Annotated in this window: 29 protein-coding genes and 2 pseudogenes; 8 read left to right on the top strand and 23 right to left on the bottom strand. The window is 42.0% G+C overall.

All coding sequences use genetic code 11. From position 1 onward, the window contains the following. The 3 genes and pseudogenes from F0227_RS20660 to F0227_RS20650 all read left to right on the top strand — a co-directional run. Positions 1–971 (top strand): annotated as a pseudogene (locus F0227_RS20660) (Xaa-Pro peptidase family protein); the annotation flags it as partial. Between the two features lie 18 nt (positions 972–989). Next, positions 990–2567 (top strand): BCCT family transporter, encoded by a 1578-nt coding sequence (locus F0227_RS20655; RefSeq protein ID WP_171755147.1) that lies wholly within the window; start codon positions 990–992, stop codon positions 2565–2567. Between the two features lie 105 nt (positions 2568–2672). Beyond that, complete coding sequence (locus tag F0227_RS20650) at positions 2673–3821, top strand: M20 aminoacylase family protein (protein WP_171755146.1); 1149 nt, start codon at positions 2673–2675, stop codon at positions 3819–3821. Positions 3822–3884: 63 nt separating this feature from the next. Here F0227_RS20650 and F0227_RS20645 read toward each other — a convergent pair whose 3' ends face one another. Both F0227_RS20645 and F0227_RS20640 read right to left on the bottom strand, forming a co-directional pair. Beyond that, a complete protein-coding gene (locus F0227_RS20645) occupies positions 3885–4976 on the bottom strand; it encodes a mechanosensitive ion channel family protein (protein WP_171755145.1) in 1092 nt (363 codons plus the stop codon). 98 nt (positions 4977–5074) lie between these two features. Beyond that, positions 5075–5596: an NADPH-dependent FMN reductase gene (locus F0227_RS20640; protein WP_171755144.1), complete on the bottom strand. Its 522-nt coding sequence runs from the start codon at positions 5594–5596 to the stop codon at positions 5075–5077. Positions 5597–5742: 146 nt separating this feature from the next. On the opposite strand from F0227_RS20640, the gene F0227_RS20635 reads away from it, so the two are divergent. After that, a complete protein-coding gene (locus F0227_RS20635) occupies positions 5743–6642 on the top strand; it encodes a LysR family transcriptional regulator (protein ID WP_171755143.1) in 900 nt (299 codons plus the stop codon). A gap of 11 nt (positions 6643–6653) precedes the next feature. Here the strand turns inward: F0227_RS20635 and F0227_RS20630 are convergent, their stop codons facing one another. Further along, on the bottom strand, positions 6654–7802 hold the full coding sequence (locus F0227_RS20630) for a PLP-dependent aminotransferase family protein (RefSeq protein ID WP_171755142.1): 1149 nt from the start codon (positions 7800–7802) through the stop codon (positions 6654–6656). A 120-nt stretch (positions 7803–7922) separates the two neighbouring features. Between F0227_RS20630 and F0227_RS20625 the strand changes: the two genes are divergently transcribed. Further along, positions 7923–8795, top strand: a complete 873-nt coding sequence (locus F0227_RS20625) for a GyrI-like domain-containing protein (protein ID WP_171755141.1) — start codon at positions 7923–7925, stop codon at positions 8793–8795. Here the strand turns inward: F0227_RS20625 and F0227_RS20620 are convergent. Then, a complete protein-coding gene (locus tag F0227_RS20620) occupies positions 8792–9670 on the bottom strand; it encodes a LysR substrate-binding domain-containing protein (protein ID WP_171755140.1) in 879 nt (292 codons plus the stop codon). The genes F0227_RS20625 and F0227_RS20620 overlap by 4 nt on opposite strands. 205 nt (positions 9671–9875) lie before the next feature. Between F0227_RS20620 and hisC the strand changes: the two genes are divergently transcribed. Continuing rightward, positions 9876–10943 (top strand): histidinol-phosphate transaminase, encoded by a 1068-nt coding sequence (gene hisC / locus F0227_RS20615; protein ID WP_171755139.1) that lies wholly within the window; start codon positions 9876–9878, stop codon positions 10941–10943. A 35-nt stretch (positions 10944–10978) separates the two neighbouring features. Then, the gene (locus F0227_RS20610) at positions 10979–11746 is read left to right on the top strand and encodes an ABC transporter substrate-binding protein (RefSeq protein WP_171755138.1); all 768 of its coding nucleotides are present in this window, start codon (positions 10979–10981) and stop codon (positions 11744–11746) included. Between the two features lie 77 nt (positions 11747–11823). Here the strand turns inward: F0227_RS20610 and F0227_RS20605 are convergent, their stop codons facing one another. Beyond that, entirely contained in the window at positions 11824–12423 is a 600-nt protein-coding gene (locus tag F0227_RS20605; protein WP_171755137.1) for a LysE family translocator, read from the bottom strand. A gap of 177 nt (positions 12424–12600) precedes the next feature. On the opposite strand from F0227_RS20605, the gene F0227_RS20600 reads away from it, so the two are divergent. Beyond that, on the top strand, positions 12601–13083 hold the full coding sequence (locus tag F0227_RS20600) for an Lrp/AsnC family transcriptional regulator (RefSeq protein WP_171755136.1): 483 nt from the start codon (positions 12601–12603) through the stop codon (positions 13081–13083). 129 nt (positions 13084–13212) lie between these two features. On the opposite strand, the gene F0227_RS20595 is transcribed toward F0227_RS20600, so the two are convergent. The 18 genes and pseudogenes from F0227_RS20595 to F0227_RS20510 form a co-directional block, all read right to left on the bottom strand. Beyond that, positions 13213–14478, bottom strand: coding sequence for a cysteine desulfurase-like protein (locus F0227_RS20595; protein ID WP_171755135.1), 1266 nt, complete (start codon positions 14476–14478; stop codon positions 13213–13215). Further along, positions 14456–15094, bottom strand: coding sequence for a 2OG-Fe dioxygenase family protein (locus tag F0227_RS20590; protein ID WP_171755134.1), 639 nt, complete (start codon positions 15092–15094; stop codon positions 14456–14458). The genes F0227_RS20595 and F0227_RS20590 overlap by 23 nt, the downstream gene beginning before the upstream one ends. A gap of 265 nt (positions 15095–15359) precedes the next feature. After that, positions 15360–15719 carry a DUF952 domain-containing protein gene (locus F0227_RS20585; protein WP_171755133.1) on the bottom strand — a complete coding sequence of 120 codons (360 nt, stop codon included), beginning with the start codon at positions 15717–15719 and terminating at the stop codon, positions 15360–15362. 19 nt (positions 15720–15738) lie between these two features. Next, on the bottom strand, positions 15739–16155 hold the full coding sequence (locus F0227_RS20580) for a VOC family protein (RefSeq protein ID WP_171755132.1): 417 nt from the start codon (positions 16153–16155) through the stop codon (positions 15739–15741). A 54-nt stretch (positions 16156–16209) separates the two neighbouring features. Further along, positions 16210–16734 (bottom strand): GNAT family N-acetyltransferase, encoded by a 525-nt coding sequence (locus tag F0227_RS20575; RefSeq protein ID WP_171755131.1) that lies wholly within the window; start codon positions 16732–16734, stop codon positions 16210–16212. A gap of 87 nt (positions 16735–16821) precedes the next feature. After that, positions 16822–17457: a CatB-related O-acetyltransferase gene (locus tag F0227_RS20570; RefSeq protein WP_171755130.1), complete on the bottom strand. Its 636-nt coding sequence runs from the start codon at positions 17455–17457 to the stop codon at positions 16822–16824. Between the two features lie 261 nt (positions 17458–17718). After that, positions 17719–17934, bottom strand: a complete 216-nt coding sequence (locus F0227_RS20565; RefSeq protein ID WP_171755129.1) for a DUF6500 family protein — start codon at positions 17932–17934, stop codon at positions 17719–17721. Between the two features lie 79 nt (positions 17935–18013). Next, complete coding sequence (locus tag F0227_RS20560) at positions 18014–18490, bottom strand: GNAT family N-acetyltransferase (protein WP_171755128.1); 477 nt, start codon at positions 18488–18490, stop codon at positions 18014–18016. A gap of 130 nt (positions 18491–18620) precedes the next feature. Beyond that, on the bottom strand, positions 18621–19160 hold the full coding sequence (locus F0227_RS20555; protein ID WP_171755127.1) for an isochorismatase family protein: 540 nt from the start codon (positions 19158–19160) through the stop codon (positions 18621–18623). Between the two features lie 94 nt (positions 19161–19254). Next, positions 19255–19761, bottom strand: a complete 507-nt coding sequence (locus tag F0227_RS20550) for an AAA family ATPase (RefSeq protein WP_171755126.1) — start codon at positions 19759–19761, stop codon at positions 19255–19257. A gap of 215 nt (positions 19762–19976) precedes the next feature. After that, positions 19977–20402, bottom strand: coding sequence for an N-acetyltransferase (locus tag F0227_RS20545; protein ID WP_171755125.1), 426 nt, complete (start codon positions 20400–20402; stop codon positions 19977–19979). A gap of 169 nt (positions 20403–20571) precedes the next feature. Further along, entirely contained in the window at positions 20572–21186 is a 615-nt protein-coding gene (locus F0227_RS20540; protein WP_171755124.1) for a LysE family translocator, read from the bottom strand. A gap of 30 nt (positions 21187–21216) precedes the next feature. Continuing rightward, positions 21217–21846, bottom strand: a complete 630-nt coding sequence (catB, locus tag F0227_RS20535) for a type B chloramphenicol O-acetyltransferase (RefSeq protein WP_171755123.1) — start codon at positions 21844–21846, stop codon at positions 21217–21219. A gap of 119 nt (positions 21847–21965) precedes the next feature. After that, positions 21966–22547 (bottom strand): DJ-1/PfpI family protein, encoded by a 582-nt coding sequence (locus F0227_RS20530; protein WP_171755122.1) that lies wholly within the window; start codon positions 22545–22547, stop codon positions 21966–21968. Positions 22548–22663: 116 nt separating this feature from the next. Next, the gene (locus F0227_RS20525; RefSeq protein WP_171755121.1) at positions 22664–23005 is read right to left on the bottom strand and encodes an SH3 domain-containing protein; all 342 of its coding nucleotides are present in this window, start codon (positions 23003–23005) and stop codon (positions 22664–22666) included. A gap of 27 nt (positions 23006–23032) precedes the next feature. Further along, positions 23033–23135: pseudogene (locus F0227_RS21865) on the bottom strand (DUF3265 domain-containing protein). Between the two features lie 15 nt (positions 23136–23150). Next, positions 23151–23609 carry a GNAT family N-acetyltransferase gene (locus F0227_RS20515; protein WP_171755120.1) on the bottom strand — a complete coding sequence of 153 codons (459 nt, stop codon included), beginning with the start codon at positions 23607–23609 and terminating at the stop codon, positions 23151–23153. Between the two features lie 137 nt (positions 23610–23746). Next, positions 23747–24184 (bottom strand): DUF2059 domain-containing protein, encoded by a 438-nt coding sequence (locus F0227_RS20510; RefSeq protein WP_171755119.1) that lies wholly within the window; start codon positions 24182–24184, stop codon positions 23747–23749. Between the last annotated feature and the right edge of the window lie 396 nt (positions 24185–24580).

Here is a 24580-nt window from a genome sequence, read left to right as displayed (position 1 = left end):
TTTCTAAACAGAGGCTTTGAACAAGCCGAATTTGAAAACAGAACACAAAGAGCTCAAAAAATCATGCACGAGCAGAAGCTAGATGCGATGATTTTTACCACTGAGCCGAACGTTCGTTACTTTACCGGCTTTCATACGCAATTCTGGCATAGCCCTACTCGTCCTTGGTTTGTTGTGGTTCCAGCTGAAGGTAAACCTACCGCTATTATTCCTGAAATCGGCGCAAGCGGCATGGCGGGAACTTGGATTGATAACATCATCACTTGGCCATCACCACGTCCAGAAGATGACGGTATCAGCCTAGTTGCAAGTGTATTGAACTCACTACCATGTAAGCACGGTCGTGTTGGTGCCACTCTTGGTATCGAATCTCACCTACGTATGCCAGTGAACAACTACCTTGCGTTAACCACTATGGTGAAAAAAGAGTTTGTTGATGTTTCTCTTGCCGTTCACGAGCTTCGTCAAATTAAATCTCAAGCTGAAATCGAAAAAACACGCGAGATCTGCCGCATCACTAACGTGGGTTTTGCAAAAATTCCGGAATACGCCAAAGCGGGTATGTCTGAGCGTGAAATCTGTAAGCAGTTCCGTATTGATATGCTTTTAGAAGGCGCAGATGAATGTCCGTATATCATTGCAGGCTCAGGCCCAGATGGTTATGACAGCATCATTATGGGTCCAACTGATCGCGTTATTGAACATGGCGATGTGCTTATCATTGATACGGGCGCAGTACGTGAGACGTAGGTCGTCTTGGTCACGGTTTAGGTATGGAACTGACAGAGCGTCCTTCTAACACCGCAACAGACAACACTGTGCTGAAACCTGGCATGGTAATGACACTGGAACCAGGCATGGTGTACGCACCTGGTAAGTCTATGGTTCATGAAGAAAACATCGTAATCACAGAAGATGGTGCGGAATGGTTAAGCGAGCGTGCTGAACCAGAACTCATCGTAATTAAATAATTCGCAGGAGAACTGATAATGTCAGCGAATCAACCACAACTAAAACAAGGCCGTATGCTGTTCACCAGTACTATTGGCTTTATCTTGCTTATTGTAGCAGCAGGTATCTTATTCCCAGATAAACTGTACTCAGTAGGTATTGGCACTATGAACTATCTAACGGATACATTTGGTTGGATATATATGGCCGGCTCATTTGCTTATGTAATGCTAATGTTCTTCTTCGCGTTTAGTAAATACGGCAACATCAAGTTTGGCCCAGATGATGCTAAACCTGAATTTAGCACCTTCTCATGGATCGGTATGCTGTTCTCCGCTGGTATGGGTACAGTAATGCTTTACTGGGGTGTTGCAGAACCTGTTTACCACTATATGAACCCACTATCTACAACAGGTATTGACCCACAAACAGCTGAAGCAGCTGAGTTCGCAATGAAGCAAAGCTTTATTCACCAAGGTATTCAAGCTTGGGCTGCGTTCTCTGTTGTAGGTCTTGTTCTTGGTTACCTTATGTACCGTAGAAAAGAGAGTGGCCTAATCAGTAACATTCTAATCCCTTGGGGTCGTGGTAAAGCGAACGGCAACTTAGGTAAAATTGTTAACCTTATTTGTGTATTTGGTGCGATTGCAGGTATCTCTACGTCTCTTGGTCAAACAGGTCTGTCTTTAGGTATTAGTTTCTCTTACCTATTCGGTACGCCGGATGCTCCATGGGTTATCTTCCTGCTTGTTGGTGTAGTTGCGTTAATCACGATTATTTGTACAACGACGGGTCTAGAAAAAGGTATCAAGCTTCTTTCTGACTACAACGCATACTTGTTGGTTGGTTTGATTCTACTTGTTGCGATTGTTGGTCCTACTACAACCATGATCAACGTTTACTTTGATTCGATTGGTAACTACCTAAATGACTTCTTCCAAGATGGTCTAATGCTACCTACGTTTGCAGCAGAAGAAGAAGCGGGTTGGATCCGTGGCTGGCCTATCTACTACTATGCTTGGGCGATTGCATGGGCACCGTTTGTAGGTCCGTTCATTGCACGTGTATCTAAAGGTCGTACAGTACGCGAATTCGTACTAGGCTCTATGATTATCCCATGTATCGGTATCTTCATCTGGGTTGCGTTCTTCGGAACAATTGGTATCCAGTCTGAGCCGGAAGTACTGAAAGCTGCTGCTGCATCGTCTAAAGCCGCTACATTTATTGTGCTTCAAGATTACCCAATGGGTACAGTTATCTCAATTGGTGTTGTTATTGCTCTATTTACTTGTTTCATCACATCGCTTAACAGCTCAACGTTTACGTTGGCAAGTATGTGTGAAGATGGTTCTGAGAACCCAAGTAACAAAATGAAAATCATCTGGGTTATCGCTCAGTGTGCAATGGCTCTTACACTGATGATGACAACCAAAACAGGTATCGACATGCTGCAAAGTATCAGTCTGATATTTGCTCTTCCACTGATGTTTGTACTTTTCCTATGTATCTGGAGTACATTCAAGATGTTCCGTGAAGAGTTTGCTGATGAACCAGTACAAGTTGCTGCTGACGAGCAAACTAAAATTGAGTTAGAGAAAGCTGATCAAGTAGGCTAATTACTAATCAGTTATAAGACATAGCCCCTGACTTTTTAAAGTGCAGGGGCTCATTTATATCTACAGTTATTTATACATATAACGACATCTATGTGAGAGGTTCGGATGACAATTGAACAACAAGTTATCGAATGGCGTCACCATATTCATAAGCACCCTGAGTTTGGTTTCGAAGAAGTGCTAACATCTGCATTTGTTGCTGAAAAGCTGGAAGAGTTTGGTCTGGAAGTACATCGCAACATTGGTAAAACAGGTGTGGTAGGGATCTTAAAGTGTGGCGATAGCGAACGCTCTATCGGTCTTAGAGCCGATATGGATGCGCTTCACATAGAAGAGAAAAACACTTTTGATTACGCTTCAGTACATGAAGGCGTTATGCATGCTTGTGGACATGATGGTCATACGTCAATGTTACTTGGTGCGGCAAAAGTATTATCGGAATCACGCAATTTTGACGGTACGGTTTATTTTATCTTTCAGCCGGGTGAAGAACACGGTGTTGGCGCTAAAGCCATGATTGCTGATGGGCTATTTACACGCTGGAACATTGATGCAGTTTATGCGATGCATAACTTACCCGGAATTCCTGAAGGGAAGTTCGTCACTCGTCCTAGCTCTATTATGGCCAGTGAAAGCAGTTTTGAGATAGATATTATTGCCACAGGTGGACACGCTGCTCTACCACATATGGGAACCGACCCTATTGTTGTCGGTGCGCAAGTCGTGACGGCAATTCAAACCATTGTCTCTCGTCATCTTAGTTCTATTGATGAAGTTGCGGTTATTTCGGTGACGGAATTTGCCACCAACGGCACCGTGAATGTTATTCCATCGCGCGTAAAAATTAAGGGTGACACTCGCAGCTTTACGGATACGGCACTTCATAAAATTGAAAAGGCGATCGAAAGAGTGGTTGCTGGTCAATGTATGTCTGCTGGTGTGGAGTACGAATATGAGTTTATTAATACTTTCCTATCTACCATTAACACACCGGAAGAGACAGCTCATGCTGTGAAAGCGGCTGCGGCGGTGGTGGGAGAAGAGAATGTTGTTGATAACTGCGACCCGTTTACCATTAGCGAAGACTTCTCCTTTATGCTGAGAGAAGTGAAAGGCTGTTATATTTTGGTTGGAAATGGCCAAGGAGAGTGCGGTGGTACAGCACTACATAACCCGCATTATGACTTTAATGATAACATCCTTGTTAAAGGGGTTAACTACTGGCAAACGCTGGTTGAACAACAGTTAAAATAAGCAAACAATAGATAATAAAAAGCGCCCAACGAATCGTTTCGTTGGGCGCTTTTTGCTTTAAATCTACTGCTGCATCAAGGTTTGCGGTTCAGGTGTCTGCTCTATTTTCAGAGTCTGCGTCGGGAACGCAACATCGGCGTTGTGCTTATGAATAATTGCCATGATTTCTAGTAGCACATCTTGCTTCACTTCATGAAAGCGAACCCAGTTGACCGTCTTGGTAAAGGTATAAACAAAGAAATCCAAAGACGATGGGCCAAACGCGTTAAAATTAACGATTAGGGTCTGCTTCGAGTCAATATCAGGGTGGTTTTCCAGCATCAACTTTACATCTTTAATTATCGCATCGATCTTATGGGTATCATCATAGCGTAGGCCGATGGTTTCATATATTCGGCGATTGAGCATGCGAGAAGGGTTCTCCACCACAATACTACTGAATACGGAATTAGGCACGTAAATAGGACGTTTATCGAATGTTCGTATGATGGTCATTCGCCAACCAATGCGCTCCACCGTTCCTTCAATCTGTCTATCAGGCGAACGTATCCAGTCGCCAACCTTAAAAGGGCGATCAAAATAGATCATCATGCCGCCAAAAAAGTTAGAAAGCAGATCTTTTGCGGCCAAACCGACAATCAAACCACCCACCCCACCAAAGGTAAGTAAACCTGACAGGCTTAAGCCTAGAGTCTGCATGACAGAGAGGCAGCCCATCACGATAAACAGTAAACGAATTACTTTAGCAATGGCCTGTACGGTCGTTTCATCGCGCTTTTTTTCTTTAAGAAACTGTTCTTCGATATTGTTAACAAGGCGAATAGTTATCCAGATGAAGATAACAATCACCAGCAGGATTTTTAAGGTGCTCAGCCAATCGAGGGTGTGATTGACATAACTTTGCAATATCAGGCCAATAGATACCGTGGCAGGCCAGAGCCAAATTAAGCTACTGATGGGGGTTTTTAGGGAGCTAATTACCACGTTATCCCAGTTGAGTTTGGTCTTTTCGGCAATCAATTCAAGGCGGCTATAGAGGATTTTCCAACCAATCCAAGCAACGAAACTGATGCAAGTAATAACGAGTACGTCATTCCCCCATTGGTTTTGTTGAAGCGAGAAGTATGCCTGAAGTTGTGTAATGAGCTGATCCATCATAATCCGTTATTTTATACTGATGGAGTAGAAACTAGCAGAAATTGAGGCGCTTCTCTATAGTAAGCGCCATTCACTTATCATTGTCGAGAGAGCGGTTAGATTTCTGAAACGATCGCCTTTAGCTGTTGTTGTAGGTCCGCATTGGTGAGTTGGCTCGTTTCCATATCAAAATTGTCGTAGAAACTTGGTACTGATAGCGCTCCTTTTACTTCGGCAGCGAAATAGGGCGCAGAGCCTTGCGCGGCGGCAAGAACATTAGCAGCACCACCGGGACCTGGAGAGGTCGCAAGCAAAACCACTTTTTTGTTTTGAAACACTTTTTGATCAATTCTGGATGTCCAATCAAATAGGTTTTTATACGCAGCGGTGTAAGAGCCGTTATGTTCTGCAAATGAAATGACTAATACATCAGCTTGACCAATTTTGTTGAAGAAAGCGTGTGCCAATTCAGGTTGACCCAACTCTTTCTCTCTATCTTCGCTGAAGATAGGCATTTCGTAGTCGTTTATATCAAGTCGTTCAACATGCGCCCCAGCAATTTGCGATGCGGCGTAATTTGCTAACGTTTGGTTAATGGAGTTTCTGCTGCTGCTGGCTGCGAATGCGAGTACTTTCATATTAGTCACCTTTGTAAAAAATTTTTATATTGAGCGTTTGTGTGAATACACTATAGACTTAACTCAATTTGTTATTAATATGGCAAATGAGGAATGATTATTTCCATATGACTCGGAATGGCACTATCTGATGGGAGAAAATACGCATGGCGCAGAGAAATTTGCTCGATGGCATGGTGATATTTACAGAAGTGGTAAAAGCGGGCAGTTTTACCCTTGCGGCAGAAAAAACAGGCCACTCAACCTCATTTATCAGTAAAGAGGTGAGTAAGTTAGAGGAGAGGCTAGGGGTACGTTTAATGCAACGAACCACCAGAACGCTGAATTTAACACCTGAAGGACAACTGTATTATCAACAGTGCCAGCAAATCATTGAAGATGCTGTACAAGCGGAGAATGCGATAAGTGGCAAGTATGGTGAGCCGAGAGGAACATTAAGAGTGAGCTGCCCGGTGAGTTTTGGGGTCTCAATCTTGCGCCCGGTGCTGGCAAAATTTACTGAAAAATATCCCCGAATCTCTTTAGAGATCGACTTAGATGATCGCAAGGTTGATATGGTCTCGGACGGTTTTGATGTGGTTATCAGAGCGACGGCTCAGCTAGAAGACTCAAGTTTAATCAGTCGACAGATTAGACGTTCAACAGCGCTGACATTAGCATCACCAGATTACCTAAAAAAGCATGGCACTCCAGAGACGCCTTATGACTTGGATCGACACAAAGTGATGAGTTATAGCAATCTTAGGCAACCGAATGTTTGGCAATACTACGATAAGGATGGTCATTCGATTCAGGTTCATGTTGATGGTCATGTATTGACCAATAACTCTTCCATGACGTTGGCCTTGGCTGTTGCAGGTCAGGGGATTTGTCGACTGCCCTGTTTCTGTCTCAGTGATGAGATAGAAACAGGACAATTGGTTGAGCTACTTGCTGATTATCCTAAGATTGAGATTGGTATTTATATGGTCTACCCAAGTCGTAAGCATATGTCGGCTAAAGTACGTAGCTTTATTGATTTCGTTATGGCCGAACTTGGAGAGTAGATCACTAAGTATTACTGATGGCTTAATACCGTGGCCAAACTCTCTACTGCTTTGGTTAACTCTTCTGAGGAAGAGTTAGTAAAGTTAAGTCGCAATGCCGCCTGATCGTCAACATTAGCAGGGTAAAATACACGACTAGGAACCACGGCGACTTTATTGTCTAAACAGCGTTTAGCCAGCTGCAAGGTGTCGCAATCTGGAATGGTCAGCCAGACAAACATGCCACCTTCTACAGCATTGAGATTACAGCCATCAGGTAGACTGTTGTGTAAAGAGGCTACCAGTTGCTCATATCGTGACTGGTACAGTTCTCGGATTGACATCAAGTGCTGTTCAAATTGTTTGTTTTTTAGTAAACCCAGTAATAGAGCTTGCATAGGAACGCTGGAATGAAGATCGGCTCCTTGCTTTACTTTAATCATTGGGTCTATGAAACGGGCTTTCCCTGTTGCGACGCCAAGACGTAAGCCGGGGGAGGCAATTTTAGAAAATGAACGGAGTACGATAGCGTGATCAGGGCAGAAGCTGGATACCATAGGCAGCGCTTCTCCGGTAAACCTTAGCTCTCTGTAGGGGGCGTCTTCAACGAGCGCGACGTCATATTGAATACACAGCTGCGCTACTCGTTCTCTCACCGCGAGAGACCAGCACACACCGGTTGGGTTATGAAAATCAGGAACCGCATAGAACAGTTTAATATCATGTTGGCAAAATTGTGCCTCTAGTGCCTCCAAATCAGGACCATGATGATTTTGTGGCACGGTTAAAATATCGGCTTCAACCAGACCAAAAACCTGCATTGCACCTAGGTAGCTTGGTGCCTCCATTACGATTTTGTCACCGGGGTTTATATAGGCTCTAGCAATAAGATCAAGCCCTTGCTGAGAACCTGTACACACAACGGCTTTATGATGCTCAGGCAGTTGGTATAAGTCCGTTAAGTAATCTAACAGTGGGGCATAGCCTTCGGTATTTCCGTATTGAAACACCTCAGGGGTACTTGTAAGTCCAGCTAGTACGGGTTGCATGAGTTCAATTGGGAAAGTTTCAGGATCAGGCAACCCTCCTGCAAGAGAAATAACACTTTTGTCACTGGCGGCTTCTAAAATTTCCCGAATATAAGAAGATTGAATTTGTTGCAATGAGCGTGCTATTTCCATTTTGAGTTCCCACTAAATTGTTTTTAATAGAATACTATTACTATGTCAGCAATACATGTCCGTTTATGCTATAAATATTGTCCGTTTATGCTAAATGTCACCACGGATGAGTAACAGATTATGAGCGATTCAATACAATTAAGCCGAATTAATGATGTGCTATTTTACATTCATCAGGATATCAGCAGAGAGCTTAACGCGGGTGAGTTAGCAAAACGTTCTGCTTATTCTGAACAGCATTTTCATCGCGTATTTAAGCTGGTGGTCGGAGAGCCTGTACATCAGTATATTCGCCGTACACGATTAGAGTACGCGGCCAACCAGTTGATGTTCGATACTAAGGCTACGGTGGTGGACATTGCTAACAAGTCGGGTTTTAGTTCAGTCTCATCATTTAGTCGTGCATTTAAATCTCAGTTTTCTATGTCACCGGGAGAGTGGCGTAAATACGAACCTCAGGAAGAGAGTAAGCCCTACTTATCCGATCCAGAGATAGCCGAAAGCTATCAACGTATTGCCGTGGATAGCTTACCCAAAGCTCGTATTGTCGAGGTTCCTGAAAGGTACGTCGCTTATGTGCGGCATACTGGTTATGGCCGCTCAATAAAGCAGGCTTGGGATTTGCTGCTTGCGTGGGCGAAGAGTGAAGGGCGCAGCAGTCGCTCTCAGTTTGGTCTGCATCATTCAAATCCTGCATGGGTTGATCTACAGCAGTGTCGTTACGTGGCTTGTATCGCTATCGATAAACCTATTTATAAGCGAGGTATTATTAATCAGTTTACGATTCCCGGCGGCTTACATGCGGTATTTCGGTTAACCGGAAAGTATGGTGAGTTATTGCCTCAACTCAGTTTGATCTTAGAGCACTGGCTGCCAGCCTCAGGTTTTAAAATGCAGACCACACCTGCTTATGCCCACTACTTGAAAAATCATTTTATCGAACATGATGAAAAGTTTGAGATCGACTTTTATTTACCGATCAGCTTTTATTAAGGTTGCGGTGACTGCAGTAACCATTTAATCAGCAAATTTAGTGAATCGTTATTTTGAGTTTTAGGCTGCAGTAGATAGTAACTGTTTCCGGTGGCAACAGATTGTGGATAGGGTGCGATTACTCGACCAAGCTCAAGGTCATTTTTGGCCAACGTTATGTCACCAATTACCACTCCAAACCCTTGCATAGCAGCATTCATTGCTTGATCCAAAGTAGAGAATACTTGGTTGTTTTTGCTGGTTAAATCCGTTCTTGCTAAATGACTTAGCCATAAGCGCCAATCACTTTGCTCAGCATTGGAGTGAAGCCATGTATAGCGCGATAGATCGTCATCACTTTGATGAGAGTTGGAATCCCAGACATCGGTGCGACAAATGGGAGTAAGATGTTCATCAAACAGTAAATGACACTTTATCGAAGGCTGTTTTGGCTCTTTGCCGTATACAATTACCGCGTCAAATGGATCAAAGTTGGGCTCATATTTATGATTAATGGTTGATGTGAGTTCCACGTCGATCTTGGGTTGCTGTTGCTGAAAGGTCATTAGTCTAGGGAGCAACCAAGAGGTAATGCAGCTAGGCGCATTGAGGTTGATTTTAGTTGGAGACGATGAAACCAGAGCCAGTGAGTGGTGGAGTGATGCTAGGTTTTCTTTGATTAATGGCAGTAATACCGCGCCTTTCTGAGTTAATGATAACCCTCTTGCATGACGATAAAACAGTGCAGTACCGACATACTCTTCTAAGGTTTGAACCTGACGACTAACTGCACCTTGCGTTAAATTTAATTGCTGCGCAGCGTGGGTAAAGTTGAGGCTTTCTGCTGTGACTAAAAAAGCATGCAGCGTTTTAATTGCAGGGAGCGAACGGTTCATTGTTTATCGGTGCCTTACTCTGTCACGGTATCGGGAAATGCATTACTTAGCTATGAAAATAATACATGGCTAGTATGTATTTAAATCGTTTCATTTTTCAACAAGTATTTGTTTGAATGTGTTATCTATATTCATTTATTGCTATTAAACTCGCTAGAAAGTGAAAAAATATTAATAAATAGTGACTAATTATTTTGATGGGGTGATGAATTTGTCTTCATTAGCAAGCCGTTTAGTACCAGAGTCCGTAAAAAAATTAATACCATACCAATCCGCTCGGCGTATCGGTGGGGCAGGGCGAATTTGGCTGAATGCAAATGAACTCGAAACAGCGATAGGGTACGATGATTCGGCAAATGGTTATCATCGTTATCCCGATTTTTTACCACAAGATATTGCTAAAGCATACCAAGGTTATACCAAGATAGATAAGCCTACGGTAGCGGTACGTGGTGCTGATGAAGCCATTGATCTTCTTATTCGTGCATTTTGTCAGCCCGGGCATGATCAGATAGTGATTTGTTCTCCGACATACGCCATGTATGAGTTTTGTGCCGACGCATTAGCGATTAACACTATCGACGTTCCATTGCTGAGGGATTTCAGTCTCAATACAGAGGAAGTGATCGCTGCGGCTAAAAACGCGAATTTAGTGTTCCTCTGCTCGCCCAATAACCCCACAGGTAATGTTATTGCCCACGACGATATTGTTCGTGTATTGGAGGGGACAAGAGAAGAAGCATTAGTGGTGGTTGATGAAGCGTATATAGAGTTTGAACTAGAAAGTAGTGTACTTTCATTAATGGATCGTTACCCAAATTTAATTGTTATTCGCACTTTATCAAAAGCGTTTGGATTGGCAGCAGTGAGATGTGGGTTCATTATTTCTGATCGCAGTGTCATGGACTATGTTGAAAAGCTGATACCGCCATACCCGATCCCTGACTGTTCTGCGCAAATTGTATTAAAAGCGCTCTCTAGTGAAGGTTTATCCACGGTTGCTCAAGTCACCAAGCAGTTGATTAAAACCAGAGAGTGGTTTGCACAAGAGTTAAGAAAAATAGACACCATAGAGACGGTGTATTCATCATCAACAAACTTTGTGTTGTTACGAGCAAACGCAGGTGTTGATCTGTTTGAATACTTGAAACAACAAGGAATTGTAACGCGAAATCAGCATCATGAACCTGCGTTAAGAAATTGTGTACGTATTACTATCGGTACAGAAGAGAGTATGAAAGAGCTCATAGATGCTCTTAAAAAATACAACTAGATCAACGGTTATAGATATATTCAAAGGAATTGAAAATGAAAAAGATCACCATTATTGCTGCTTGTGCGGTTAGTTTATTAAGTTCTGTTGCTGTGGCAAAAGAAGTGAGACTCGCTTCAGATTTTACCTATCCTCCATTTAACTATAAAAATGCACAAGGTACCCCTGTTGGTTTTGATATAGAAATTGCCGATGCGCTTTGTGCTCAAGCCAAACTGGAATGTACTTGGGTATCTCAAAGCTGGGATGCGTTGATTCCGAGTTTGTTGGCGCGTAAATCGGATGTCATTATGGCGTCGATGCGTATTACGGAAGAGCGTAAACAACGTATCTTATTTACTGATAAGTACTACCAAACACCGGCAAGATTTGTGGCAAAACAAGCCAGCCAAATAGAGATCAGTAAGCAGGGATTAAAGGACAAAGTGATTGGTGTGCAGCAGGGCACGATTCATGATCGCTATGTAACGGACAAGTTTGCGGATGTGGCTGAAATTAAACGTTATACAGGTCAGGATGAAGTCTATCTTGATATGCAAAATGGTCGCTTGGACGTCACATTTGGTAATTCCGATCAGCTTGCATTAGCTTTCCTTGAGAAAGAAGAAGGGAAAGGGTTTGAGTTTAAAGGAGAGCCAGTGACCGATAAAGCCTATATTGGTGAAGGAACAGCACTTGCTCTAAGAAAACAAGACAAACAACTTGCCGAGAAGTTTAGTAAAGCAATTGCTGAAATCCGCGCGAATGGTACTTACGACAAAATAGCAGCCAAATACTTTAGCTTTGATATTTATGGCGAGTAAAGCTGCATAAAGTTTTTTGCGTACGGTTATCGTTTCGATATTGTCGCCTACAACGCTATCAAAGGTTGTAGGCTTTTTTATATTGGTTGGCTCAACATAGATAGCACCACTAATACTAAGGTTCCTCCTAAGCATCGATTGACGATCACCATCTTTTTTTGACACTGTATAAAGCCTTTTATCATGCTGCCAAAGTAGGCCCATAAAACCATACTTATTAAACCGCACATCATCATGGTGGTAATAATGATCAACACCTGTAACAAATAGTTATCTGTTGAAGAGATAAACTGAGAGAAAACAGTCAATGCGGCAACCCAACCTTTCGGGTTGACTACTTGAATGAATACTCCGGACAAAAAGCCGGAAGGGTGGCTAGAAATTGACGTATCTATTTTTTGCTTACTGATAGACCACGCTAAATACAGTAAGTAAGCCGCTCCAACGAATTTTAAAATAGCATGCAGCGAAGGGTAGACGGTAAATAGTCCGACCAAACCGACGCTCGATCCTGCAAGTACGATAATGATTCCGACTGCATTGCCTAACACGAATGGCATGGCAGCGGCAAAACCATATCTGCTTGATATCCCTAGCAGTGCAATATTTCCAGCACCAGGTGTGATGGAGATAGAAATAGCGAACAGCACAAGCGCCGTCATTAGTTGAGCACTCATTGGTTTACTCCTTGTGAGTCAGTTAATCACTCAAGTGACCTCAAAATGTTGTGTTGAATCCTGCACCTTGAAGCTACCGAATATAAAGTCCAATAAGTGTACAGAATACGGCAGGAATTAAATTGCTAGTTGCGCTACCATATGGCATGTATTGAGCAAAATATTTCTGGATTGACTATGAAAAAGAAAGAATTCCCTAATGATGAGCTGGATGATTTGGATATCTCAATTTTAAAGAATATCCAACACGATGGGCGCATGAGTAATACCAAGTTGGCAGAGAAGGTTAATTTGAGTGAAACGCCTTGTTGGCGACGTTGGAAAAGGATGGAAGAGGCAGGTTATATTGACGGCTATGCAGCGTTGATTAATCGTAAAAAAATGGGCTTTCAGGTATCTGGTTTTACCTTGGTGACATTGGGAAGTCATGAAGTGCAAAATACCGATCCGATAGAAGAGTTTATAAAGGAAACCGACTGGATATTAATGGGGCACTGTATTGCAGGAAGCGCCGATTATATCGTACAAGTGGTCGCACGAGATTTGGATGAGTATTTCGAGCGTATTAGCGCATTAAGGCGTGTAAAAGGAGTGAGTGCAATTCAGTCTAATATCTCGGTTAAAGAGATCAAAACGGGTACCCAGTTACCCTTGAGCTAGCGTTTTGTTTATCGATTTTTATTAAAGCGAGGGGATCTTGTCTTGACCCTAGTTAGCGATAATACACACTGCTACAAATAGGTGTGGCAGTGTGTAATTTTTTGTTTTTATATAATTTTATTGATTGATCTATACGGTTGCTAACGCCTTACGCAAGGCAGTAAAAAACAGATCAATTTCTTGTTGGCTATTGTAATGCATTAAGCCCACCCTAAGTATTCCACCTTTATCGGTTACATTGAGTGCGTCGGTTAATCTGTCCGCGTATAAATGGCCACTCCATGTGTATATCTCTTGCTCACCCAAATGAGCGGCAACCTCCGCGGGGGAAATATCCCCAAAACGAAGAGCGAATGTTGGCGTTCTATCACTTTCTGTTTGCTGACCAAAAAGCTCAATAGTTAAAGATTCATTGGCACGGATTTGCGCTAAATGCTTAAGGAAATAGGCGGATAGGGACGTTTCATATTGATGGATATTTAAGTAAGCCGACTCAAGCTGAGAACGTAAATTGTCTCCTTCACCCAGTGAGGCGAGATAATCAATCGCTTTGGAGAAGGCTGACAGAGCCTCAAAATTCAACGTTCCTGTTTCCCAACAGTTTGGCGCGTATAACGGTGCTGGTTCTACTTTGTATGGTTGGTATTTTTCTAACAGAGCCTTACGACCATACAGTACCCCCAAATGAGGCCCAAAAAACTTATAGGCAGAACCTGCTACAAAGTCAGCGCCTAATTTTTGTACGTTAAGAAGTTGGTGCGGCAGTAGATGAACCGCATCAATAAAGACTACAGTGCCATGTGCTTTCGCAAGCTCAGTAACCTTCTCTATATCGACAATTGTGCCCGATAAGTTACTTGCAGCAGTGATGGCCACAAGGCGTGTTCTCTCATTTAGCAACGAGTGCAGTTTATCTAGATCTAAGTTACAACGGCTGTCTTTAATTGGTAAGTAATGTACTTTGACCCCTTTATCTTCCGCTGCCATTGCCCAAGATGAGCGGTTTGCCCCGTGGTCCGCATCACTGAGAATAATCTCGTCACCTTGTTGCCACTCTTGGCTAACGGCACGGCTCAAGTGAAACGTCAACGTGGTCATGTTTGCACCAAACACCATTTCATCTTTTGAATGTGCACCAAATAGGGTCGCGGCTTTTTGTCTACAGGTATCCACCAAGTTAACGGTATTTTCGCTTACTGAAAATTGACCACCCAAATTGGAGTTCCCTTGACTAAAATACGCCGCAAAACCGTCAATGACCGATTGCGGAAGTTGGGTTCCACCCGGGCCATCAAAATAGACAGGAGAGAGTCCATTGTTGATGGCTTGTAGCGCCGGAAAATGTTTGCGCAGTGCAGTGACGCTCTCTTTATTAAGCGGTAAATACGAAGACATCACGTACTCCTTTTTGGCCAGCTTCACTGGAAAGGGTTTCAGATATATGGTGGAAGAATCGTGAGTCATTAAGAATGACGAACTGGTTCTCTTCTAACACGGTGTTTAAATGAGGATGTTGCTCGACTGGCGACATGAAAATCTGCGTAAATCCACCAGTGATGTTTTTTCGCTGTACACAGAAAATACCCACGAACCGATAACCATCTTGGTGGATACCTTCTGGAGCAGGGGCGCTTGTCGCATCGGAATCGCAGGTGACTCGTATTTGATGGACGTCTACGACAGAGTGATCTTTATCTGTTCCTGTGCGCTGCATAAATGATTTTAAGATATGCTGAAAATACGGTGTTTCTATCATCTCATTATCCATTTCGGCAAAATCTCTCTCTACATCTCCGACAATTCGGTTAAATTTTGACGATTGGATAAATGTACTATGCGGTAACCTTGTTAATGTGCTATCGCAGAGTTGAAAGCGGGCATAAGCGCGATAGCGGTGATCGCTATCAACATATTTGTCGGTAGGTAGGTTGTCAAAGTAAGGGGAAAGCTGAGGAGCAATGCTTTCAGGTGTTTGAAACGCTTCTATCAGAAACTTGTTTTCCATGTCCATAACGATTCCTTGTGTGTTTACACTTTTAGCTTAACAATGTATTAACATTAGGCTAATTATCTCGCATATTTGTATTTTTTCAATTCATATGACCATAAATGATCATATATTCTAGTTTTAAAACCTGCTCGAATTAAAAAGTGAAACTAATGGCTAGAAAAAGTAACAAAGTTAGGAAATAACACTGAACAGATGAAGGATTTTAGTGAAGGTGCCTATTTAGCTTATGATCTTAACCTCTTTGGTTCGTTACTTTTGCTTGCTCTCAGGAGCAATCCACAACATTTTCTGTTTGAAATTGTCCCGTGGAACTAATGATTAGTTTATAAACTGAACATAGCGCCTTTGTTTGAATTGGGCCATAAAGGTGAGGGTACAGATTGCCATCATTTTCTATTCCTACTGGCGCTTCATCCTTAACATCGAAGTCGAGTTTAGTTGGATCTATTTCAAGTAAACATATTCCCGTTGCTTCGGGGAAGAATTGGCTCAGAATCGTTTCTAATTGATGGTAGTAGGCGAGGTGCACAAAGCCTTCAGTATTGAGACTATCGGGTGTATAAAGCTTGTTTTTAAGTATGTTATCCAGTTCACTCTGGTTGATAATATGGTACAACTTTTTCATCGAGTCTCGCCTATTGAGGTTATCTGTTTGCCATTGGGTGATCAGGATTCAGTTGGAGAAGATCCCACTGGTTGCCATAAAGGTCTTTAAACACGGCAACGGTTCCATAATCTTGTTCTTTGGGAGCACGAACAAACTCAATTCCTTCGGTTTTCATGCGTTCATAATCTCGCCAGAAATCATCAGTATTAAGAAAGAGGAACACGCGTCCACCCGCTTGGTTACCAATAAAATCCAACTGCTCGGGCTTTGATGCTCTTGCTAATAGTAACGCTGTCCCGTGTGAGTTTGGTGGTGCTACCACAACCCAACGTTTGTCCTGCTCGGGTTGATAGGAATCTTCAATAAGCTCAAATTTCAGTTTGTTTACGTAAAAGTCTATCGCTTCATCGTAGTCTTTTACTACCAACGCGATATGTACAATATTTTGCTTCATTTGTTAACCTTGGTTGATGGACTTCACTTGTCTCTGTGCTGTAACGATATCTTTTTACTTTTCGCTCGCCACATTCCAAACATACTCATTTGCATCCACATGACGACCATTTAACAGTGCGTAATTTTTGATGAATTCTAGGGGTTTAAATCCACTCTTTTCTAGTACCTTAATAGAGCCGAGATTGGTTGTTAATGCTATGGCTCGTAATTCCGTTACCTCAGTATATTCTACGATATACTCCTGAATCAATTTAACCGCTTGTGTTGCTACGCCTTGGCGGGTATAGGCTTCTCCTATTCGGTAACCTATAACCCCTGTATTTGATTGCGTTTTATTGATATGTAAGTTTAGACGTCCGCAAATTTGCCCTTGCTCGGTTCGTAGTAGCATAGGAACCATCGCTTCTTGTTCATATAAGTCGAGGAACTCCTGTATTTGAGACTGTACGCCAGCCAGCGAGTAAAAGCTCTCTAGTCGCGGAGGGATCTGTTTTTCGAACCATTTACGGTTTTTAAGTTCAAAAGCCAGCAGCTCTGATGTATCCGACTGTTCAATTAAATTTGCAGTGACTATCAAACCTTCTCCCGAAGCAGCAATGCAGGTCGAGATGTGACCTAGCTGTTCACCAGAGCCAAGCCTTGGCTTTGACTCTGGTATGTTCTGCTATTTTTCGGCCTCATAGGCTAAAATAGCGCTTTTAAGTTGTTGAATATCTGAGCCACATAAATGCCTTTTTAATGCCTCAAATTTTTCTACAGGCCAATTATAGACCTCAAGCTGCAAGAGTTCTTCGATGATCGATGACTCAAAGCGAAATTTAACCAGTTTTGCCGGTGAGCCGCCAACGACACTATATGGAGCAACATCTTTGGTTACCACACTATTGGCAGCAATGATTGCGCCTTCACCAATGGTGACTCCTGGCATGATCATCGCCCTCATTCCAATCCATGAACCGTCGCCAATATGAGTGTCATCTTTGCCAATATAGGCCTCGTCGATGAAGTCCATAAATGGGTATAAACAGAACCAATCAGCGCGATGAGTATGGTTCCCCCCCATCAGGATGACGGCTTCGGCGCCAATACAGACATAGTCACCAATATAAAGTTTATCGATTTCCCATCTGGGTTGCCAATTGCGGCTGATTTCATCACCGTGTAAATACCTAACTACCGACTCTTCGAAACCGTTGTCCCAGCAGTCACTATAGTAGCTGTGTGTCCCTTTTATTGAGATGTTCGGGTTTGTTACGACTTGGTGTAGTAATTGGAATGTTGACCAGTGTTTTTTTTGCATACTTGACCTCAAGCTAATGTTAAATAATAAGAAACTATTGAAATAACATTGTGTTCGTCAGGAGATGCGAGGCTGCTTTAATAAAGGAATAGGTTGCATGATTGTGCTCTAATATTTGAGATGTTAGATGATAACACATAGTGTTCTGTTAAGTGGTGAGCAACGCATTCAACTTTATTCGATATTAATGTCCATTTCCATATGGCTGTCTGTCTCTTTTCCTATTACGCAGCATCTGGGTAGACAGAAGGTGTGCCATGACTATTCTGATTTAATCAACGCCATGATCTTATGTGCTTTTTCAAAGTGATCAAGTTTGTGAGTTTTAATCCACCATGTTGCAGCTTCCATCAGCAACTCAGGATCATCATTTTTATTTGCAAAAAATGCGTAAAATGAGACGCCGACATTATCGCCTTTCTGTTCAATTTTTTTATTACATACTTCAATTATTTTGCTGCGTAAGGATTCTCGCATTATCTATTTCCCTTCATATTGAAACCAACTAACCGTGATGAACAAGCCAACACAGGTTAATAGTATGCATACTATCTTGCTATAACTGTTTTTCCATCAATAAAAGATGCCAAACCTCACCATCAAATGACCTTGTGCCCGACTCATGTGATGTGACTTGAAAGCCGAGTGATTGATAACAGTTTTTGGCCACCGTGTTGCGCTCAAAAACAGCTAACGACAACAATTGAGCATTGTGTTTGGTTTGAGCTAATATCATTAGCTGCTTTAACATGACTTTTGACATACCTTGACCACGAAAGCAACGGGAGATAAACACGCGACAGATACGAAAGTGCGATTCTGATAGTTTGAATAGCTCAACATAACCTGCGTTTTTACCCTCAGAAACAAGGATAAACGGAATGACTTCAGGTTTAGAACAGTGGTGAGTTATCTGCTGGTGATTTAAAGGAAAACGAAAATGTGGGCCTCCCCATTGATAGTTCAGTTTGTCGGAATCTATCCAATCAATGAGTAGTTTGTAGTCTTCCTTTTCAAATGGTCTCAGTTCCATGATTATCTCTAAGGTTATAACATCGCGTTAAAGTAATGAGCCATGTGGCCAACTTATCCAATCTAAACCATTATGACCGTCAACGTGAAGCTTAGTCTTGAACTGGGTATGCCAAGTGCTTTAAACGGCTTTAACGAATGAGGTTTAATATCTGCTTAAACTCACTGGATCTACAGTCTTTTACCAGTTGATATAAACACATCTCTAGTCCTGTGATGGCAACGCCACTTTCTTTTAAGCGGTTTATGCCTAGTTGCACATTAGATAAAGTGCGAGAGGAGACACAGTCACTCACCAGCTCTACTTGAATACCTAAATCTGTCAGTCCTTGCGCCGTTTGGTAGACACATATATGCGCTTCAATACCACAAACTAACCAAGACTCTACATCCATGGTTTTGACAGCGGCTAGAAAGTCGGGAGACTCACAAGCGTTAAACGTAAACTTTGATATTGGTTTGACGTCTTCAAGGTGAGCCGTTAGCTCTTCTACTGTGCGGCCCAATTTGTCGGGGTTTTGTTCGAGAAGGATAATAGGTAACCCAAGGGCTTTGGCTCCTAAAATCAATTTTTCACAATTGGAAATTAGCGTTTGGCTATCATGAACTAATCGAGCAAGCTTACCTTGCACATCAACAACGATAAGTCCTGTTTTATCTGGGAATAACATTTACTATCCTTAGTTTGATGCAGCGTTTATAGCTGGGGTTGCATAATGTTTAATACTAGTTTGGTATATAACCAAGTAACCTCAAAATACCGTCTTAAACACCTAGCTTCTCAACAAGTTCCGCAAACGATGATTGGATGCTTTTTCCTGCTGTATCGATGTTAATTACTTCCGTTTCCCATGTTTCATAGTGACGGTTTTGCACTTGCTGCCAATTGGGTAGTTTTAGGTTTTCGACGTCACTTTGACGAGTGCTCACTCTTTTCTCATGCTCTCGACTATCCGAACAGCATACTTCAATATTGATGAAGGTTGCATCAACACTTTCCGCTACCTCTTGCCATTCATTTCGCGTTAGTTCAATAGGATTGCAAGAGTCAGAAATACAGCTAATACCAAGTTCTAAATTGTCTTTAATGATTTTGTAACTAAGGCGATAGCCTTCTCCCTCTACATTGACATTGCAGAGATCTCTAAGCGCCTGTTCTACTGTATCAACACGTACATACATGGAACCTGTTTTAGCGGATAGTAACTTGGCAAGTGTCGATTTCCCGGAGGCAGGGAGGCCAGAAAAAATGTATAAAGTAGCCAAACTCACATTGTTCACCAGTTCCTCGTACACAAACTGTACGGATAAATTAAATGTTTAGGGCAAGCCGCTATGATTTTACAGTAAGCCTAAGATAGGCGCTTTAACGGCTCATCATGTACATAATGTTTGCTATTTTTTCCTTGGCATTTAATGCGGTAAATGCAAAACCCAACGATGGAACTAAACATACCAACCGTTGGGAATCATTTTCAACCGCTTTGTTATGCGTTGATACTCATAGCGTATTCGGCACAGCCAGTATGCTCACATATATGCTCATTATCCACCTTAAATCCTTGGGACAGATAGAATTTGTAGGTTGCGTCATTGTCTTTATATACGTTCAAGGTTAACGCTGAACATTGTTCTTTTGCATGAGCCATGAGTTGCTTACCAATACCCTGACCTTGATATTCTGGCAGCACAAAAATTGCCGCTAACAAGTTGTCGTATAGTGAGTAAAATCCGACAACTTTAGAGTCGATTTCAAATAGGTAATTTTTTGATGCCGGCAGATAGGTGTCACGCATATTGGTTTGCTGTGATTGCCAAAATTCTGCTGCTACAAAATCGTGAGCTTTTATTGATGCCTTAAGCCAAATATCCAGAACTGGCTCAATGTCTGTCGGTGTGTATTGTCTGATCATGTTTGATTCAACCGCTTGTTTATCGAAAATATATAGCCGAAATTATGATGGCTTTTAGCGAGGAATAATTGAATATTTACGACAATTTATACTGGGAACATTACTCGTACACTTTACCTCTGTGTTTTAGCCAACCATGAGCATGATGGCTCCAAATAATCTTTCCACTCTACTGACGACTAACCAACAAGTTTGCACCCGATACGGCTAAAAAGGTGGCACATGCTCGATTAAAACGCTTCGCCATCTTGGGTTTCGTGAACCACTGCCTTAGATATATTCCGAATACGGCGTAGATAGATATTGCCCCCAATTCCAATATTAAGAAAGTGCTTCCGAGAACGAAAAACTGTTCATTGACACTGGCTGAAACATCAACAAATTGAGGAAGAAACGCAGTAAAGATTAAAATGGCTTTAGGATTGCCTGCTGCTAATAAAAACTCTTGCTTAGCTAACCCAAAACGACTGCGAGTACTTTCTATTCTTGTCACTGGGCTGGCTTCTGAACGCCATAGATTGAAAGCAATCCACAATAAGTACGCCGCGCCGACGACTTTAATTGTGAGGAATAGCGTCTCAGAAGTGTAAAGTACAACCGCTAAACCTGAAGCGGCTAATGCGATCATGATAGAAAATGCGGCAATTCGACCTAGACCGGCGATAAAAGCGGACTTAAAACCGTAACAACGCGCATTATTCATAGACAATAGATTATTTGGGCCAGGCGTCATATTGAGTGCAAAACATGCGGGTATAAAGAACAGTAACTTCCATAATTCCATAACGTTTCCTCCTTGGTAATTAACGCCTCGTTATGTGCGCACGTCAGATTGCCAATATTTATATAGACTTTCAACATCAGATGAGCATAGATGCTTCATACAACCTTTTAGTTTGGGCTCTGGCCAGTTCCACCATTCCATCTCAAGTAACATAGCTATCTGGTGCTCTGTAAAACGGAACTTAATATGTTTAGCTGGGTTTGACCCCACCACTTCGTACGGTGCTACATTCTTGGTGACGACAGCACGACTGGCCACGATTGCACCATGCCCAATTTGTACACCAGACATAATCATAGCCTCAGATCCGATCCAAACGTCATGACCAATGATAGTGTCTCCTGCACACTGAAAACCATCGTCAGCATGATTAAAGTTTTCATTATCCTGATAGAAAAATGGAAAGGTGCTGATCCAGTCATTTCGATGGCCTTGGTTGCCCGCCATCATAAACACGGCTCCCGAGCCGATCGAGCAGTAATTGCCAATTATAAGCTTATCAACATCCTCTCTGTCGGGATTAAGATAACGAGCACAATCATCAAAGCTATGGTTGTGGTAATAACCGGAATAATAGCTATGTTCGCCAACGATGATATTAGGATTGGTCACCTGTTTCTTTAGCGGGATACCTGAAAAAGGAGAGTCAAAAAAGTTCATGATTTTAATTTTTCCTATAAGCCTATAAGACCGGGTAAAATGGCGTAACGCATTGTGCAGTAAATACTAAAGTTGATTCATACCACAAATGCCAAGCGTAAGGAATTACTCTTAAACGCTTATTGTGTGCGATTTTGCCAGTTGTACTCCATTTGCCTTGCTACTGTCTGTGCAAACTCTAAACCGTGATGTTTAGATATAAGATGTAAACTCATATCAATACCTGCGGATATCCCTCCTGAAGTCGTATACTTTCCTGACGTTACCCAACGTCGATTATCAATGACCTTCAAGTTAGGGAACTGAGAAGATAAATCCGGGATATCTTCCCAGTGAGTAGTAACAGTATGACCATCAAGTAAATCAGATTTAGCGAGAAGGAATGCCCCAGTACAAACAGACGCAACTTCATTTGCTTGAGGGGCAATAGATGCCAACCAACTCAGTATGTTAGGCTTGCACATTTCAGTGGTATGAACCCCACCAACGACAACCAATAGATCGATTTGAGGGTGGTTCTGTATCGTATAGTCAGGCAATACTTTGAATCCACCACGAGCAAAAACAGGTTCATTACTTTCTGACACGAGGAATACGTTTAAACTATCAGCCCCCAACCTTTTTGCAGTGCTGAAAACTTCAAATGGGCCTGCAAAATCAAGAACTTCTGCTTGATGGTAAATATAGATGCCTATGTTCATTGTGCCTCCTTGCACAGCACATAACGCTGCTAAATGGTGAACAACGCTGCCAACGAAATTAAAACAAAACACTATACTGAAAATGCTACGTGTTGCGAATCTGTCTTAAGCGTTTGTTATGTACGTTGTACCGAACGCACTGGTACCCAACCAATTTCACCCGTTGACCTCGAAACTCGATACCACTCATTGAGTTCAAATAGCACTGACAACTTTTCACCAATGACAGTATTGAGCTCAACATTGTCATAATCTTCAAGCAACAGACCTTCAGAGCTTCCTTCAATCTTTTCGATATATTGAACTGGAGCCCAACCCTGCTCCCCTTCACCACTGGTTATAAAAAACCAATTGGGAAACTCATTGTCAATTTCACCTAGAGCTACTTTATCATCTTGCTTCAGATAAAACGGGTTAGGATATTCTGATACATGTTTTTCAGTGGCAACTACTTCCATATTTTCTCCAAAGTACATAACGCCCTGTTAAGGGGTGAGCAACGCAATACCGATACCGCTGCATACCACCTTAAACACTAAAACCAACGCATAGTGAAAATGCCACGCGTTGCGAATCCCTCTTGAACAGTTTGTTATGTGCGTGCTAATTGAGGTACTTTTGCCAATGCTGCTGCCCTTTCAAAACTACTCTGTAATCTTCGTAGTCCAATGAGCTGTAGAGCTTTTTAGCTGCAAAATTATTATCACCGACCTCTAATGTGATTTTGAGGTAATCATTATCACGACAATACTGTTCGATACCGTTCAGTTGCGCCTTGCCAACCCCCTTACCACGAAAGTTGTCCGACACCATAAAATCATGGATATTCATCACTCTTTGCGCACGATAAGTTGAGAACGATTCAAAGCAAACCGCAAAACCAGCAGGCTTATTGTCGACAAAACTGATAAATCCGTGGAAATAAGGCAACGCAAATAGCTGAGTAGTTACTGAGAGATCTAGTTCAACTGAGAATCCAGATAGATACTCTTTGAACAGAGTCTCGAATATACTTTTGTCCTCAATGCTTTCTGTTTCAATACGCTTGATTGTGATTTCCATATTCATTTTCACCAAAGCCCATAACGCCAAATTAAGTAGTGAGTAACGCTACTACATACCTAAACCATTGTGCCGTAACCACTTAAGCCAATTCAAACCGGAAATGCCAAGCGTTGCGAATCTGCTTAAATTTATTGTTATGGCGCTTCCTGAAACTTGTTTAAATACTCAAGAAATTCATCGTTTATGCTTGCGCTAACTTCTGTAAATCGTTCGACAACATCCTCGTTATACTCGATTCCTTTTTCTAGATACCAACGTCCCATATCACTACGATAAAAATCCAATAATTTCCTTAACTCATCATCTGTGTAAACTGAGTAAGCATCAATGTAAGCACTGAAATACTTCTGTTTGCTAAAACGCAAAAACGGCTCCAAACTTGCCTCCTTCGAAGCCTGTGCTAGCCAAGGATTCAGCCGAACTATTTCGCTCTTAGATGTTGAAACTATATCATCAACGAGCTTCGAAACTCCCATTAACTCTGCAACTTGCAACTCTAGAGCCTCTCTTTCTCCGGCTAGAGATGAATTTGAGAATAGAACTAACCCAATTATCATCAAGATTCGTTTCATATATAATTCCTTGCGCCATAACAATTCTTATACGACAAAATGTCCAAATAACACATTTCTAAATCGTCACATATCAATCTAATTTAATATAACCTATCACAAAATCATATATAAAACATTGTGATAGCGATTTATTGATTTAAAGGTAGCAGAAAAAGAGACGGTCGCTTTAGAAAATGGACACTAGCTGAACTCTACTTTTCCTGTATATAAACAACGAAGGTTGCTTAATGAAAAGGTTGCTTTTTACTTGCTAGCTTATTTCTGATGCGCTGCCTGTCCTTTTAAGTACTTTAAGTAGTAAAAACACTAAACCTATCGCAAACCATCAGTCAGTTATTGACATAGAAACTCAATAAAACATATGCTTACCCCGCACTGGCAAATTCCAGTGCC

It is taken from the genome of Vibrio sp. 99-8-1, assembly GCF_013114595.1.
Classification (GTDB): domain Bacteria; phylum Pseudomonadota; class Gammaproteobacteria; order Enterobacterales; family Vibrionaceae; genus Vibrio.
The sequence above is the reverse complement of the archived record's forward strand: the minus strand, read 5'-3'. Positions and strand labels throughout refer to the sequence as shown.

Excerpts from the sequence above, each read along its gene's own strand:
- F0227_RS20645 (WP_171755145.1), bottom strand. The coding sequence starts at position 4,976 with ATGGATCAGCTCATTACACAACTTCAGGCATACTTCTCGCTTCAACAA.
- F0227_RS20595 (WP_171755135.1), bottom strand. The coding sequence starts at position 14,478 with ATGTCTTCGTATTTACCGCTTAATAAAGAGAGCGTCACTGCACTGCGC.
- F0227_RS20585 (WP_171755133.1), bottom strand. The coding sequence starts at position 15,719 with ATGAAAAAGTTGTACCATATTATCAACCAGAGTGAACTGGATAACATA.
- F0227_RS20515 (WP_171755120.1), bottom strand. The coding sequence starts at position 23,609 with ATGGAAATCACAATCAAGCGTATTGAAACAGAAAGCATTGAGGACAAA.
- hisC (WP_171755139.1), top strand. The coding sequence starts at position 9,876 with ATGAATTTGTCTTCATTAGCAAGCCGTTTAGTACCAGAGTCCGTAAAA.
- F0227_RS20655 (WP_171755147.1), top strand. The coding sequence starts at position 990 with ATGTCAGCGAATCAACCACAACTAAAACAAGGCCGTATGCTGTTCACC.
- F0227_RS20590 (WP_171755134.1), bottom strand. The coding sequence starts at position 15,094 with ATGGACATGGAAAACAAGTTTCTGATAGAAGCGTTTCAAACACCTGAA.
- F0227_RS20560 (WP_171755128.1), bottom strand. The coding sequence starts at position 18,490 with ATGGAACTGAGACCATTTGAAAAGGAAGACTACAAACTACTCATTGAT.
- F0227_RS20570 (WP_171755130.1), bottom strand. The coding sequence starts at position 17,457 with ATGCAAAAAAAACACTGGTCAACATTCCAATTACTACACCAAGTCGTA.
- F0227_RS20620 (WP_171755140.1), bottom strand. The coding sequence starts at position 9,670 with ATGAACCGTTCGCTCCCTGCAATTAAAACGCTGCATGCTTTTTTAGTC.
- F0227_RS20580 (WP_171755132.1), bottom strand. The coding sequence starts at position 16,155 with ATGAAGCAAAATATTGTACATATCGCGTTGGTAGTAAAAGACTACGAT.
- F0227_RS20630 (WP_171755142.1), bottom strand. The coding sequence starts at position 7,802 with ATGGAAATAGCACGCTCATTGCAACAAATTCAATCTTCTTATATTCGG.
- F0227_RS20600 (WP_171755136.1), top strand. The coding sequence starts at position 12,601 with ATGAAAAAGAAAGAATTCCCTAATGATGAGCTGGATGATTTGGATATC.
- F0227_RS20545 (WP_171755125.1), bottom strand. The coding sequence starts at position 20,402 with ATGATCAGACAATACACACCGACAGACATTGAGCCAGTTCTGGATATT.
- F0227_RS20510 (WP_171755119.1), bottom strand. The coding sequence starts at position 24,184 with ATGAAACGAATCTTGATGATAATTGGGTTAGTTCTATTCTCAAATTCA.
- F0227_RS20610 (WP_171755138.1), top strand. The coding sequence starts at position 10,979 with ATGAAAAAGATCACCATTATTGCTGCTTGTGCGGTTAGTTTATTAAGT.
- F0227_RS20640 (WP_171755144.1), bottom strand. The coding sequence starts at position 5,596 with ATGAAAGTACTCGCATTCGCAGCCAGCAGCAGCAGAAACTCCATTAAC.
- F0227_RS20635 (WP_171755143.1), top strand. The coding sequence starts at position 5,743 with ATGGCGCAGAGAAATTTGCTCGATGGCATGGTGATATTTACAGAAGTG.
- F0227_RS20605 (WP_171755137.1), bottom strand. The coding sequence starts at position 12,423 with ATGAGTGCTCAACTAATGACGGCGCTTGTGCTGTTCGCTATTTCTATC.
- F0227_RS20540 (WP_171755124.1), bottom strand. The coding sequence starts at position 21,186 with ATGGAATTATGGAAGTTACTGTTCTTTATACCCGCATGTTTTGCACTC.
- F0227_RS20530 (WP_171755122.1), bottom strand. The coding sequence starts at position 22,547 with ATGAACATAGGCATCTATATTTACCATCAAGCAGAAGTTCTTGATTTT.
- F0227_RS20625 (WP_171755141.1), top strand. The coding sequence starts at position 7,923 with ATGAGCGATTCAATACAATTAAGCCGAATTAATGATGTGCTATTTTAC.
- F0227_RS20555 (WP_171755127.1), bottom strand. The coding sequence starts at position 19,160 with ATGTTATTCCCAGATAAAACAGGACTTATCGTTGTTGATGTGCAAGGT.
- F0227_RS20650 (WP_171755146.1), top strand. The coding sequence starts at position 2,673 with ATGACAATTGAACAACAAGTTATCGAATGGCGTCACCATATTCATAAG.
- F0227_RS20525 (WP_171755121.1), bottom strand. The coding sequence starts at position 23,005 with ATGGAAGTAGTTGCCACTGAAAAACATGTATCAGAATATCCTAACCCG.
- catB (WP_171755123.1), bottom strand. The coding sequence starts at position 21,846 with ATGAACTTTTTTGACTCTCCTTTTTCAGGTATCCCGCTAAAGAAACAG.
- F0227_RS20565 (WP_171755129.1), bottom strand. The coding sequence starts at position 17,934 with ATGCGAGAATCCTTACGCAGCAAAATAATTGAAGTATGTAATAAAAAA.